The sequence below is a fragment of the Frankia gtarii genome, assembly GCF_025403375.1.
GTDB lineage: Bacteria > Actinomycetota > Actinomycetes > Frankiales > Frankiaceae > Frankia > Frankia gtarii.
Window position 1 is genome coordinate 1 of sequence record NZ_JAMPTM010000051.1, and the last position, 13556, is coordinate 13556.

The following is a 13556-nucleotide window of genomic DNA, read 5'->3' on the forward strand; positions in this document are numbered from 1 at the left end:
GGCGGGCACGTGCGCGGGGGCGTGCGCGGGCGCGCTGGTCCCCGCTGATGTGGCCGACCCGCCGCCGCTGGCGGCGAGGGCCGGTTGGCCGACTGCGACGATGCCGGCGGCCGCTACTCCGCCAACGGCGAGGGCGAGGCTACGGCGAAGGGATGTCCTGTTCATGTCATGCTCCTTGCGTCGATGAGAAAATGCTCCGAACGCCGCTCCCGCGACGGCGCCACGTTGCCCCGATTCCCCTCCCCGGGCAGGCGAAGTGAATCGCCCGCGCGGCACGCACCCTGCGGCCACCCGGTGTCCCGCGGTTCTGGTCGCGACTTGAACAAGTTGCGTCGACAAAGAAGATTGCGCCGCTGGACCGGGTTTTGGTAAAGGCGACTGCCTGGTTAGGGGAATGCTGGGTACGGATTGAAAGTATGGCGCCGGGTCCGAGGTGTCCAGGATGCTGTCGTGGCGCGTGTCGAGCCGGAGCCACAGGTAGCCGGGCGGTGTATGTCCCAATGTCGCTTAGTTGGTGAGGGCAAGTAGGGTGACTCGGGGTGGTTCGGTGAAGATCTCGCCATGGTCGGTGGGGCGCTTTTTGCGATGATATTTAGCTTGGGTTCTTTTGGCGACGCGCGGGTAGCCGCAGTTACGCCGAGTCGGGTTCGGGTGTTCGACAATCTCCGCGATGGTTATTTTGATGGCCACTTCGAGACGGTTAGGGGGAAAACTCTGCCTGGTCGGTGGCCTGGTGGCGTACGACGCGGAGGCTGCGCATGAAGGATAGTCGGTCGGGATCGCATTGTCGGTACCGTCCAAATGAGCCGGCAGTAACCGGGAAAGCTTCTCCCGTTTCCCGCACTCATTGACGACTTCATCGATCAGGTCTCGACGCGGAAGCCGAGTCAACACACCGACACCAATGCGGTCCGCCAACCGTTCACCCGACGACGGAACCATTCCACTGTCACCGACCACAGCCGAATTACAGCCAAAGAGTAATAACGTGCCAACAAGGTGCGGCAACGAAACATCCGATGTAAACGCGCCCCGACTCGGTCGACACGCCAACTAGGCGGCATTGTTGTATGTCCCGTCTAGGTGGGGAAATTCCGGCTGATTTTCGCGGCGGGGGACGGTGTATCCGAGCCATGGTCGGGGTTGGAACGCGGTGGTGACGGGTACCCGACACGGCCACTGGCCGGGTCTTCCACTAGGCGGACTCGTCTCGTCCGGCTTTCATGTGGACCGGACTTGCCCCGTCCGCCGGCGCCGGACTACGGACTATTGGAATAGCCGAAAAGATCTTATCTGACCCTTCGGGCGACCGTCGTTTTCCTGCGGTCCAACCATGACGTGATCGATCCGCCGTGCCGGGGCGCCGGGGCGGTGGTCAGACGCGGTCGCTGGGATCCGAACTGCCGGCGGCGCCGGTGGGGCGGGGGAGCAGGGCGAGGATCTGCTCGGCGGCGTCGCGCACCATCGACGGCGGGGCGCCGCACCTGATGACCGCCTCCATCCCGCGCAGCACGACGAGCACCAGGTTGGCCTGCTGGGCGGGATCGTGGCCGGGGGCGAGCTCGCCGGCCCGCTGGGCCGCGTCGATGCATTCGGCCAGCAACCCGTGCGCCTCGGTGAGGAACTGGTTCACCCGCCGGGCCACCTCGGGGTCCGTGCTGGCGAGCTCGGCGGCGCTCTTGGCCATCAGGCAGCCGCGCTGCGCGGTGTCGCCGATGACGAACGCCGCCATCGCGTGGACGTGCGCGGCCAACCGCATGAGCGGGCTGCCCGCCGTGCTCAGATCGGCCCGGATCGCCGCGATGGCCTCGTCGCGGTAGCTGTCCAGGGCGCGCAGGAACAGCGCGTGCTTGTCGCCGAAGGCGCCGTACAGGCTGCCTCGGCCGAGCCCCGTGGCCGCCGTCAGGTCGTCGAGCGAGGTGGCGGTGTAGCCCGTCGTCCGGAACTGGTCCCGCGCCGCGCAGACGACCTGGTCCTCGTCGAACGTGCGCGGTCGTGCCATGTAATCGAGGCTACCGCATAGTTTACCGTATGGTCCATAACGGATCTCGGTGTGTGGTCGGCGCCGGCGTCCGGTAGGCCCCTCTACCTTCCTGTTCGCGCCATTTGTGCAGTTCGTGGACGTTGACAGCGGCGTGGCGCGAACCGCATACTCCGATCGCTTGTGTGAGGAAGCCGGTGGGAATCCGGCGCGGTCGCGCCACTGTGACCGGTCTGCCTGTCCGTGTGGGCGGCGGTACCGGGAGTCAGACCCGAGCACAGGTAGTCCGAACAACCGGGACGCACGATCCCTGAGGGGGCTTCCATGACCACACCCGTTGCCCAGCCAAGGCAGCGATCCATCTCCTTCCCGTTGACCGCCCGCCGGGCGGCGCTCGGGCTCACGGCGCTGCTGTCGCTGCTGCTGCTCTACTTCATCGGTGTCGATCAGGGCGCCACGTCGCTGTTCGGCTCGGATACCCATATCCACGAGTTCGTTCACGACGCGCGCCACTTCATCGGTTTCCCCTGCCACTGAGCGGGGGCGTGGAGATGGAGTTCCGCTACATCTACCGCGGTCTGGGGGTCGGCCTGCTGGGCGGGCTGCTGGCGTTCGTCTTCGCCCGCATCTTCGCCGAGCCCTTCATTCAGGACGCGATCGACTACGAGGACGGGCGGCACGAGGCGCAGGAGGCGCTCGACGCCGCGGCGGGCCTCGCCGCCGGCGCCCACGAGCACGGTGAGGTCTTCAGCCGCTCGGTGCAGCGCAACCTGGGCATCGGCGTGGGGATGGCGCTGTTCGGGCTGGCGGTGGGCGGCCTGTTCGTCGTCGTCTACCTGATCGTCTCGCGCCGCTACCCGGACATCCGGCCACGGGTGCTGGCGGCACTGCTCGCCGGGGCCGGTTTCGTCGGCATCTACCTCGTCCCGTTCGCGAAGTACCCGGCCAATCCGCCGGCAGTCGGGCACGAGGAGACGATCGGCGCCCGCAGCGCCCTGTACGTGACGATGGTCGCGGTCTCGGTGATCGCACTGGGGCTCGCGGTCGTGGTGGGCCGGTGGCTGGCGGGCCGCGTCGGCACGTGGAACGCGAGCCTGCTTGCGGCGGTCGTGTTCCTGGTGCTCGTCGGCGTCGCGATGGCCCTGCTGCCTCCCTTCGGGCATGTCGGGTCCAACCGGGCGGAGTTCGGTGACTTCGCCACCGAGACCCCGCAGCCGCTCACGGCCCCGGACGGCACGATCGTCTACCCCGGCTTCCCCGCCGACCTGCTGTTCCGGTTCCGGTTCTACTCGGTGATCAGCCAGCTCGTCCTGTGGGCGACGATCGCGCTCGCCTTCGGTCAGCTCGCCGAACGCCTCGCCGCCGCGCCAGCCCGCCGGCAGTCGCGGACCGCCACCGCGGCGGCGGACCGTCCCACCGTCGCACCCACCACCGCCGGCGCACCCACCACCGCCGCGGGGTAGGCCCCTGGTCCCGCCCCGCCCGGATGCCGGCTGATTCCTGGCATCCGGGCGCGGTGGGGGGCCCGGCCCTCACCCGCCGGCGGCGTCGGCCAGGACGCCGACCAGACCGGTCACGGCCATCGCGGTGCACCCGCCCAGCACGACCCGCAGGGTGGGGCGCAGCAGCGCGGTGCCCGCGGCGCGCGCCGCCAGCGCCCCCGCGAGCGCCAGCCCCAGCACCGTCACCGCGACGACGAGCACCAGCCGGGCGGTGCCCGCGGGCGCAGCCATCCCGATGAAGGGCACCAGCGCGCCGACGGTGAAGCTGGCCGCCGAGGCCGCCGCCGCCTGCGTGGGCCGGGCCTCGTTGGTCTCGTTGTGGCCGAGCTCGTCGCGCATGTGGGCGCCGAGGGCGTCTCTCTCGGTCAGTGCCTCGGCGACCTTCACGGCCAGGTCGCGCGGCAGGCCGCGGCGCTCGTAGATGCCCACCAGCTCCGCGAACTCCGCCACCGGGCTCGCCGCGAGCTCCGCCCGCTCCAGCTCGAGATCGGCATGTTCGACGTCGGCCTGGGCGCTGACGGACACGAACTCGCCGGCCGCCATGGACAGCGCCCCCGCCGTCAGCCCGGCGAAGCCCGCGGTCAGGATTGCTGCGCTCGACGCGCCGCTCGCCGCCACGCCGACGATGAGACTGGAGGTGGACACCAGCCCGTCGTTCGCGCCGAGGACGGCCGCCCGCAGCCAGCCAGCCCGCTGCGCACCGTGCTGCTCCCGGTGTCGGTGCCGGGTCATCATGCTTGCTGACGCCATGGCGAGCATTTCAGCACGGCCAAACCGGGTTGAACGAGCGCAGGCACTTTCCATTCTGTGACAATTCCCCGCTGGGGAGGTCGGTCCGAAGCTGCCCACGTCGCCGCTGCGCGTGGTCGGGGTGGCCCGCGCCTCAGCTCGCCGGTCGGCGGTCGAGCCAGGTCACATACTGGCGCAGGCCCATGACCTCCCACAGTGTGTGCCGGCTCCAGCCGTCGCCGTCGTGCAACCGAGCGTGGTGGGCGACCATCCGCAGCCCCTGCCCGCCGGCCGATTCGGGTCGAAGGGCGAGGCCGAGGGTCACCACCGGTGAATGCCAACCGGCCGCCGACCGCTCGACCCGCAACTGGCGGCCGATGAGGAACGCCAGACGGGTCCGCGCCGGCGGCTGCTGACGTGGGTGCACGGTGACGGACCCGACGTGCGGCCAGGCAGCGGCGTCCACCGCGGCCCGCAGCAGCGCGCCCGGCTCCACCGGCACGAAGTCGACCTCGACGCACTCCTCGCCGGCCGCGGCGCCCGCCGGGCCGGCGATGACGAGGCCGTCGATGTCCGGCAGCACCAGCGCCGGCAGGTCGGTGCCTTCGATCTCCCATTCCATGCCGGCGGTCATGCCGGCCGGTCCCCGTCCCATTCATCACCTTTCGCGTAGCGCGCCTCGAGCATGGCAAATATCGAGCAGCCGTCCCAAGGGGGAAAACCCGCGGCGTGGCTCCTCCCGGCGCGGAAAATCCGTATCCGTCCCGCTCGGCCGGTCCCGGCCGCCCGGCGTCCGGGCGGCGGATCGACTGGCCTCTAGGCTGTTCCGGGCCACCCGATCGCACGGCCGGCACCCTCATCCGAGGACGAGGAGGCCGGCCGCTGTCACTGCCAGGGCGATTGCGGTGTGGCCGCCCCGAGGCTCGCCGCCAGGAATCGATCCCGCCGCCCCGGGCCGATACGGCCGTGCCAGCACACCGACCGGAATCAGGCCGGCGCATACAGATCCGGACCGATGCCGAAAACGTCGGCGCCACATGAAGAACAATAGAATCGATATTGTTTCGCCCTGAGGATGCCGGGGTGATATCGCAGTGTCCCGTCACGACCCGATGGGATCTGCCGTCGGCGGCGAGCTCAGCCTGCGGTCCTCGGCCAGCCGCACGACCAGGACGCCACCCGGCGCGCCATCACCCTCGGCGGGGACGCGGAGTCGTTCCGCACCTTCCTCCCGGTGGCCTGACCGGGTCCCCGACATCCTGAACGCCGTCCTCGTCCTCGTCCTCGTCACCGTCACCGTCACCGTCCCCCGGCCGTCATGGGGCGGCGGATTCACCGAGTCCGGGCGATGTGCGTGGGGCGACCGATCTGGTGCTCCGTGTCACAATTTGTGGGATGGCTACCGGGGGACTGGACCGGCCGCGTACCGACGGCCGATGGGATTTCTTCATTTCCTACACGGCGCGGGACCGAGCCTGGGCGGAGTGGATCGCCTGGCAACTCGAGGCCGCGCAGTTCAAGGTGCTCGTGCAGGCCTGGGACATGGTGGCGGGTTCCAACTGGTCCGCCGCCATGCAGGACGGCATCCGTTACAGCACCCGCACGCTGGCGGTCCTCTCCGCCGCCTACCTGGATTCGGTATACGGCGAGCAGGAGTGGCAGGCCGCGTTCGTCGCCGATCCGGACGGCGCGGCCCGCCGCCTGCTCCCGGTCCGGATCGAGGACTGCGCGCGCCCCGGCGTGCTTGGCTCCAGGGTTTCCGTCGACCTGTTCGGCCTGGCCGCGCACGGCGCCCGCGACGTTCTCCTGCAGGCCGTCCAGGCCGCGATCTCCGGCCGGGCGAAGCCTCCCGCCGAGCCGCATTTCCCGGGCGGCGGGCCCATCCCACCGAAAGCCCCGAGCGCCCGCCGCGCGCCGTTCTTCCCCGGTTTCCCGGACGGCGCGGCGTCGCCGGCCGGAAGACCTGGCCACCCGGCTGCGAGCGCTGGGATTTCGGGGAGTTGTCGGGATCCCGGACGTCCCCGGGGTGGATGCCGTGGACATCGTCCTTCTTGCCCGGAAGCTGACCGGCGAGCCGCCCTGGCTGCCGGGCAGGAACGTGCTGCCGCGTGCGCATCTGCTCCACGCGGCCTGCGTGCTCGGGTGCGATGTGGCCGAGGTCCGCGATCGGTACGTCCGGCTCGGCTTCGGGGTGCCGGACGGGTTGCGGGAGATCGACCGCGACGAGCGGACCGCGGTGACGGTCGCCTTCTTCCGGACCGACGCGGCCGGGCCGGTGGTCGAACCGACCTCGGCCGCGCAGGTTCTCGGCGTCGCGGAGTTCACCCGGCGGTCGCCCGACGAGGTGATGGCACTGTTCTCGGGGCTCGATCTTGATCTTGATCTTGATGGGCGGGCCTTCGCGGCGGGGGCCGGGCGGCGGCCGGACGGCGTTGCACAGCCGACCGCGCGGGACGCGATACTGCTCAGCGCGCTGCTCGACGGTCGCGGACCATGGCTTGGCCGCGGTCCGGTGCCGCTGGCGCATGTGATCGCCGCGGCCGGATACCTGCGATGGACACCGGCGCGAGTGCTCGATCGGCTGGCCGCTCTCGGCTACGCCGGCCCGTCGCTGGCGGAGTCGGCGCGGGACGCCTTCGTCGACGGCGCCGACGCCCTGGCCGTCACCATGCTCCGGGACTCCCGGCGCGGCTACGTCGCTCGACCCTTCTCCCGATCCGAGATCCTCATCGCGTCCTACCGCCTGCGCCGGACACCGCGGCACATCGTCGACCGGCTGAGTTCGCTCGGGTTCGCGGTGCCCGACCGGAACAGCTTCGACCGCTGACGATCCCAGCCGCTGACGGTTGCGCGCCGGCAGCTCCCGCGGGGACGCCGCCGCCGGTCAGGTCGGCGAGCCGGCCCACTGGTCGGGGCCGAAGACCTCGTAGCGGATGCGCTGCGCCGGCACGCCGCGGCGCAGCAGGCCGGCGCGGGCGTCGCGCATGAACGGCACCGGCCCGCACAGGTAGGCGCGGGCACCGTCGGGCAGGGGCACCGCGTCGATGTCGAACGTGCCGGTGTGGCGGGATTCGCCCCGCGCCCCGCTGGGGCTCGTCGCGCTGCCGACGCCCGCCGCCCTGCCGATGCCCGCGGCGCTGCCGGCACCGGACTCGTACCAGGTGTGCAGGTGGAAGTCTCGCAGCAGGGCGCCCACCTCGATCATCTCGGAGCGCAGCGGGTGGCGGTCGGGTGAACGGTCGGCGTGTACGGCCACCACCTGGCGATCCGGTTGCAGCCGGGCGGTGTGGCCGAGCATGGCGATCATCGGGGTGACGCCGATGCCCGCGCTGATCAGTACGAGCGGGTCCGCCCCGGTGGCGAGGGTGACGTCGCCGGTCGGTGGGCTCACGTCCAGGATGTCGCCGACCTTGACCTGGTCATGCAGGTGGGAGGAGACGACGCCCTCGGGTGCGCCGTCGGTGGCGGGCACCCGTTGCACCGTGATCCGCAGGCTGCCCGCGCCGGGCGCCCGGGACAGGCTGTACTGCCGGGCCTGCCGTTCGGCGCCGGGCAAATCGACCGCGACGGAGATGTACTGGCCGGCCAGGTAGGTCGGCAGCGGCTCGGGGCCGGCCGGCACGAGGTCGAAGGAGACCACCTGGGCGGTCGCCACGGTGCGCGCGGTCACTCGCCAGGGCCGCCAGACGCGCTCCGGGTCGGCACCGACGCGCTGGGCGATCCGCCCCTCCTCGGCGATGAGCGCGGTGGCGAACAGCCAGTAGACCTCGTCCCAGGCATCGTGCACCTCGCGGGTCACCGCGTCGCCGAGCACCTCGCCGACCGCCGCCAGCAGGTGCTGGCCCACGATCGTGTACTGCTCGGGCCGCACGCCCAGCGAGACATGCTTGTGCGCGATGCGGCGCAGCACCGGGGCGAACGAGGTCTGCGACCCGTCGAGCAGGTGCCCGGCGTAGGCGACGACGGCCGCGGCCAGCGCCTGTCGCTGCACGCCGGTTGCCTGGTTGCCCTGGTTGAACAGGTTCACGAGCTCGGGATGGGCGGCGAACATGCGCGGGTAGAACGTGGCGGTGATCTCGACGGCGTGTTCGGCGACGACGCCCACGGTCGCTCCGACGACGGCGGCGGAACGTTCGGACAGCATGGGATGACCTCCGGACTCGAACCTGGCGGCGGCGATGGCACAGCGGCGACGGCACAGCGGCAATGAGCTGCAGCGGCGACGAGCTGCGGCGGCGATGGGCTGCGGCGGGAATCTGCTGCCCCGGTGATCAGCCGCCCGGGTCGACGTTGAGATCGCTGGACTGGGTCAGGCGCATGGCGACCCCTGTGGCGGGACCGGTGCTCATCCGGACCAGCTCCACTTCTACGTGTTGTAGTAGCTGGATGTGCAAGCATATGGAAGAGCGGTCTCCAGGCCCACTCTTCGGGCCCCATGGTGTCGTTCACCGCCCGTTGCCGGCGCCATCCACGCCGGGTTGATGCTGCCGATGTCACGGCGGGTATAACCTCCGCGACGATGACCGGATCGCGACGATGACCGGACCGCGACGGGGCGGGTTGGCGGGCCTCGTCGGTCCCGACGGGTTGTGGGAGTCGGTCGAGCGGATGGTCTCGTTCGGCCCGCGGCTGCCCGGGTCGCCGGCGCATCATCGCCACATCGACGACCTCGACGTCCGGTTACGCCGCGCCGGCCTTGAGGTGACCCGCCATCCCGTCCCCCTCGCGCGTTGGCTGGCCGACGACTGGTCGTTGCAGGTCGTCGACGCGCGCGGGGTGAGCACCACGGTGCCCGTCGCCTCCTACCGCCCGTACTCCGGCGAGACGTCGACCCACGGGGTGACGGCCTCGGTGGTGGACATCGGCGCGGGCGACGCGGCCGACTACCAGAACCGGCCGGTGAACGGCGCGATCGTGCTCGCCGACGGACGGGTCAGCCGGCTGCCGGCCCAGGTGCTCACCGACCTCGCCGACGCCGTCGAGCCGCCCGGCGCGCGGGCAGGGCTCGCCGCCGAGGACTACACGCGGGTGTGGCTCGGTGTCCCGGCGCCACCCGACCTCGCCCTCGCCCGCCGGCACGGCGCCGTCGCGATGATCGAGATTCTCGATCTGCCGCCGCCCCTGGCCGCCGGCCAGTACACCCCACACCAGCAGCAGCACGCCGGCGTGGCGACCCTGCACGTCGACCGGGAGCAGGGCGCCCGGCTGCGCGCCCTGCTCGCGCTCGGCCCGCTGCGGGCCACCGTCGTCCTGACCGCCCGCCGGGACGACGCCACCGTCGACTACCTGCTGGCCCGGCTGCCCGGCGCCGACCGCACGGACCCCGACCCCGACCCCGCCGCTGGAACGCACGGCGACGTGCTCGTCGCCACGCACACCGACGGGCAGAACGCGGTCGAGGAGAACGGCGGCCCGGCCCTGCTCGCCCTCGCCGAGCGGCTCGCCCGCCGCCCGGCGGCGCGGCGGGGGCGCGGCGCGCTGTTCCTGTTCTCCCCGGCGCACATGATCGCCGACGCGGCGACGGTGAAACCCGACGCCTGGCTGCGCGCCCACCCGCGGCTGCGGACCTCGCTCGCCATGGCGCTCGTCGCCGAGCATCTCGGCGCGATGGGCTGGGACGAGCGCGGTGGCACCGCGCCCTACGGGCCGACCGGGCGCAGCGAACCGGTCGTCGTCGCCGTCGGCCACAGCGACCGGCTGCGCCGGCTCGCCCTCGACGAGGTGCGGGCCGGCGGGCTCGCGCGGGCCGCTGTGCTCCCCCCGACCGGCGACGGGCTCTACGGCGAGGGCACGTTCCCCTACCGGCTCGGCCTGCCGACGGTGGAGTTCATCAGCGGGCCGGCGTACCTGCTCCAGGTCGGGCCGGGCGACCACCTCGACAAGCTTGACCGGGCGTTGCTGCACCGGCACACCGTCTTCCTGGCCCGCCTGCTCGACCGGATGCTCGTCCTGCCCGCGCCGGGTCCGTAATCACCCCAGCGAGTCCAGGAAGGCGCGCAGCCGCTGCTGCAGCACTGCTGGCTGCTCGAGCCACGGAGAATGCCCGGCGTTGTCAAGCGGCGCCCACTGGCCAAGCGGTGCCAGGTCCGCAATTTCGCGTGCCCCCGTCGGGTTGGGGTCGCGCCTGCCATGAACGACGAGCACCGGCACCGTGAGCCGCCGCAGGTCATCCTCGATACCTTCGTCGAGTCGGGTCTTCCAGTCGTTCTGAACTGCTCGCGCAACCGCGTCGGCGCGCGGAAAGCCGTACAACGGCTGGCGGTCCAGGACGGCTGCGGCCGCAGGGCTGGCGAAGTCGGTAGACCACATCAGACGCAGGAACCGCGCCTGGTCGCGTTCGTCTCCGTTGCCCTCTAGACGCTTGCCGAGCGCCTTCAACTCCTGGTGTTCAGCCGCGGTGAGGCGGCTCATCCGCTCGCGTTGCACGCTCTCCTTCCAGCCCCAGCGGATGGCCGTCCCGGCCAGGTAGATGACGCCGAGCGTGCGGTCCGGGTGCGCGAGAGCGTAGAAGAGCGCGAGCGCCGCACCCCAGGAATGGCCGCCGACCACCCAGCGCTCGTGTCTCCAGTGCTTGCGCAGAGCCTCCAGGTCGGCCACAAAGGTTGCAATGTCGAACGGCCCGGTCGCCGGGGAGCGTCCACAGCCTCGCTGGTCGTAGAGGTGCACGCGCGTGACGTCCTCGACCATCTCCGCAACGGGTACGAGATTGTTGGAAAGCCCAGGCCCCCCGTGCGCGAGGACCAACGGCAGGCCCGCGCCCCGCGACATGGTCCACAACGACCCGCCCGGCACCGCGACCGCCTCGCCTGCCGGCTCCTCAGCGACATGGCTCACGCGCTCACCGTAGCCGTCGGCGTCGGCGTCGGCGTCCGGTTGCCGCTGGCCGGTGCGTGGTGGTTTGGTGTCTCACCAGGTGTTGCTGCTGTGCAGCAGGGCCAGATTCTGTCCAGCCGTGCCAGAGGAGCAGCGACGATGACGCAGGCGATCCCGGAGCAGTCGTTCGAGCTGGGCCTGGCTGGGAAGGCCGCGGTGGTCACCGGTGCCGGGGCCGGCATCGGGCAGGCCATCGCGGTGGCGCTGGCCCGCGTCGGGGTGTCGGTCGGGCTGGTCGAGATCGATCCGGAGCGGGCCGCCAGCACGCTCGAGCTCATCTCCAAGGCGGGCGGCACGGCGCTGGTGCTGCCCACCGACGTGATGGACACCGAGGCGCTGGCGGGCTCGATCACCACCGCGCACGGTGAGTTCGGCCGGCTCGACATCCTCGTCAACAATGCCGGCGGGGTGAAGGCGAACCGTTTCCTGAAGCAGAGCGAGCGAAGCTGGCGCCGGCACATCGACATCAACCTGGTCAGCATGATCGCGGCGACGTCGACCGCCGCGCCGCTGATCGCCGCGGGCGGCGCCGGCGGGTCGATCCTCAACATCACCAGCATCGAGGGGCAGCGGGCGGCTCCGCTGTACGCCGTCTACGCCGCCTGCAAGGCAGGCATGATCTCCTTCACCCGGACGATGGCCCTGGAGCTGGGCGAGGACCAGATCCGGGTCAACGCCCTCGCCCCCGACCACACCGCCACCGCCGGCATGCGCGGGATCTTCGCCGGCCCGGTCGACCCCGACAACCTGCCGCCGCTGACGCCGCAGCGCCAGTCCGACGTGGAGCGCTACGTCCCGCTCGGCCGGGAGGGCCACGCCGACGAGGTCGGGGACGCGGCGGTGTTCCTCAGCTCCGACCGGGCGAAGTACATCACGGGCGTCACGCTCAACATCGACGGCGGCGCCTGGGCGTCCAGCGGCTGGGGGCGCGCCGGCGACGGCTGGACCCTCTACCCCGGGGACACCTCCGTCACCCTGTGAGCCCGCGCCCTACGTCGACGCCGACCCGGTAGCTCCCATCAGGCGTCGACGGGTGGGCTCTGCCGGCTCGGGATCGCGATCCGGTTCCAGGCGTTGATCGTCGCGATGGCGAGGAGCAGGTCCGCGGCCTCCTTCTCCGACCAGCTCTTCGTGACCAGCGCCCAGGTCTCGTCGCTCACCCCGTCCGGGCCGAGCCGGGTGGCCTCGTCGGTGAGCGCGAGCGCCGCGCGTTCGCGCTCGTCGAAGAACGGCGCCTCCCGCCAGGCCCCGACCGCGAACAGCCGGCGCGAGGACTCCCCGGCGGCGAGCGCGTCCCGGCTGTGCATGTCCACGCAGAACGAGCAGCCGTTGACGATCGACGCCCGCAGCTTGACCAGCTCCAGGACCGTGCCGTCGACGTTGTTCTGCACGTAACGCTCGAGGCCGAGCAACGCCCGGTACCCCTCCGGCGCGACCTGCGCCATGTTCAACCGCTGGGTCATTTCCCGGTCCCCTTCCCGCCGGTCGGGGCCTGCAGCCCCGGCATGGGACGCCCGAACGGCGACCCCTGTTCAGTAGAACGGGGCCGCCGGCCGCGGTGTGACACGGCCCGCCGCCGGCGTCAGCCGCCGTCGCGGGGGGTGGGCAGCTTGCGGGCGATGGTGAGCCCGTCAGCGATGGGCAGCATCACCACCTGTACCCGAGAATCGGCGGCGAGTACCCGGTTGAACTCCCGGACCGCGACCACCGCCGGATTGTCCGAGCGAGTACCCACGACTTTGCCATACTGGAGAACATTGTCGACGATAATGACCCCGTTGGGACTCATGCGCGGAATGAGCAGCTCGTAGTAACGTTGGTAGGAGACCTTGTCCGCGTCGATGAAAGCCAGGTCGAAGGTGGGTTTCTCGGCGAGGTCCGCGAGGCTGTCCGCGGCCGGTCCGAGGACGAGGTCGATGCGGTCGGAGACGCCGGCGCGGTCCCAGTGCCTGCGGGCGATCGCGGTCCATTCCTCGCTGATGTCGAGGCAGAGCAGCCGGCCGTCGGCCGGCAGACCGCGAGCGATGCACAGGGCCGAGTACCCGGTGAAGGTGCCGACCTCGATGGCCCGGCGGGGGGCGATCGAGGCGGTCAGGATGGTCAGGAGGGTGCCCTGTTGCGCCGGCACCTGCATCTCCGCCTCGGGCAGCGTCGCGGTGACCGCCGACAGGTCGCTGAGGACGTCGTCGGGGGGTGAACTGTGCTCGGTCAGGTATGCACCTATTGTGCCGTTGAGAAAGCCGGATTTCGTGCCCCGGCCGCCGCTTCTGGTGACCTCGCGGCGAACTGTCTCGGCGCCGAGCGCCGTGACTTCCCGAATCCGTTGTGCGGGGCTTCTTGACATGATCAGTGGGTGCTCCGTCCCTGTTCGCTCGGTGCGAAAATAGCCGTCCCGCGACGCATCGCCGACGTGTTTCCGCGGTCCGGGCGGGAAAGAAACGGTAAAGATCACAGATGGTTCTCCGGGTGGC

12 protein-coding genes and 1 pseudogene are annotated in these 13556 nt (G+C 71.2%); 6 read left to right on the top strand and 7 right to left on the bottom strand.

Annotation, left to right across the window (positions count from 1 at the left end; genetic code table 11):
- Positions 1-1375: 1375 nt before the first annotated feature.
- Positions 1376-2002 carry a TetR/AcrR family transcriptional regulator gene (locus NBZ83_RS10370; protein WP_261568217.1) on the bottom strand — a complete coding sequence of 209 codons (627 nt, stop codon included), beginning with the start codon at positions 2000-2002 and terminating at the stop codon, positions 1376-1378.
- 303 nt (positions 2003-2305) lie between these two features.
- On the opposite strand from NBZ83_RS10370, the gene NBZ83_RS10375 reads away from it, so the two are divergent.
- Both NBZ83_RS10375 and NBZ83_RS10380 read left to right on the top strand, forming a co-directional pair.
- Positions 2306-2518, top strand: a complete 213-nt coding sequence (locus NBZ83_RS10375) for a CbtB domain-containing protein (protein WP_261568216.1) — start codon at positions 2306-2308, stop codon at positions 2516-2518.
- A gap of 14 nt (positions 2519-2532) precedes the next feature.
- The gene (locus NBZ83_RS10380; protein WP_261574862.1) at positions 2533-3444 is read left to right on the top strand and encodes a CbtA family protein; all 912 of its coding nucleotides are present in this window, start codon (positions 2533-2535) and stop codon (positions 3442-3444) included.
- A gap of 69 nt (positions 3445-3513) precedes the next feature.
- Here the strand turns inward: NBZ83_RS10380 and NBZ83_RS10385 are convergent, their stop codons facing one another.
- Positions 3514-4233, bottom strand: a complete 720-nt coding sequence (locus NBZ83_RS10385) for a VIT1/CCC1 transporter family protein (RefSeq protein ID WP_261574851.1) — start codon at positions 4231-4233, stop codon at positions 3514-3516.
- A gap of 133 nt (positions 4234-4366) precedes the next feature.
- The gene (locus tag NBZ83_RS10390; RefSeq protein WP_261568214.1) at positions 4367-4867 is read right to left on the bottom strand and encodes a hypothetical protein; all 501 of its coding nucleotides are present in this window, start codon (positions 4865-4867) and stop codon (positions 4367-4369) included.
- Between the two features lie 740 nt (positions 4868-5607).
- On the opposite strand from NBZ83_RS10390, the pseudogene NBZ83_RS33310 reads away from it, so the two are divergent.
- Positions 5608-5928, top strand: a pseudogene (locus NBZ83_RS33310) (toll/interleukin-1 receptor domain-containing protein); the annotation flags it as partial.
- Between the two features lie 319 nt (positions 5929-6247).
- Positions 6248-7039, top strand: a complete 792-nt coding sequence (locus tag NBZ83_RS33315) for a wHTH domain-containing protein (protein ID WP_261574863.1) — start codon at positions 6248-6250, stop codon at positions 7037-7039.
- 57 nt (positions 7040-7096) lie between these two features.
- On the opposite strand, the gene NBZ83_RS10405 is transcribed toward NBZ83_RS33315, so the two are convergent.
- Complete coding sequence (locus NBZ83_RS10405; RefSeq protein ID WP_261568212.1) at positions 7097-8356, bottom strand: globin domain-containing protein; 1260 nt, start codon at positions 8354-8356, stop codon at positions 7097-7099.
- Positions 8357-8748: 392 nt separating this feature from the next.
- On the opposite strand from NBZ83_RS10405, the gene NBZ83_RS10410 reads away from it, so the two are divergent.
- Positions 8749-10182: a hypothetical protein gene (locus NBZ83_RS10410; RefSeq protein ID WP_261574852.1), complete on the top strand. Its 1434-nt coding sequence runs from the start codon at positions 8749-8751 to the stop codon at positions 10180-10182.
- On the opposite strand, the gene NBZ83_RS10415 is transcribed toward NBZ83_RS10410, so the two are convergent.
- Entirely contained in the window at positions 10183-11046 is an 864-nt protein-coding gene (locus NBZ83_RS10415) for an alpha/beta fold hydrolase (protein WP_261574853.1), read from the bottom strand. It lies immediately after the preceding gene.
- A gap of 138 nt (positions 11047-11184) precedes the next feature.
- Here NBZ83_RS10415 and NBZ83_RS10420 point away from each other — a divergent pair, with 138 nt between their 5' ends.
- Entirely contained in the window at positions 11185-12066 is an 882-nt protein-coding gene (locus tag NBZ83_RS10420) for an SDR family NAD(P)-dependent oxidoreductase (RefSeq protein WP_261568209.1), read from the top strand.
- A gap of 38 nt (positions 12067-12104) precedes the next feature.
- Here NBZ83_RS10420 and NBZ83_RS10425 read toward each other — a convergent pair whose 3' ends face one another.
- Together NBZ83_RS10425 and NBZ83_RS10430 are read right to left on the bottom strand one after the other, a co-directional pair.
- Positions 12105-12548 carry a carboxymuconolactone decarboxylase family protein gene (locus tag NBZ83_RS10425; protein ID WP_261568208.1) on the bottom strand — a complete coding sequence of 148 codons (444 nt, stop codon included), beginning with the start codon at positions 12546-12548 and terminating at the stop codon, positions 12105-12107.
- Positions 12549-12667: 119 nt separating this feature from the next.
- Complete coding sequence (locus NBZ83_RS10430; RefSeq protein ID WP_261568207.1) at positions 12668-13429, bottom strand: O-methyltransferase; 762 nt, start codon at positions 13427-13429, stop codon at positions 12668-12670.
- Between the last annotated feature and the right edge of the window lie 127 nt (positions 13430-13556).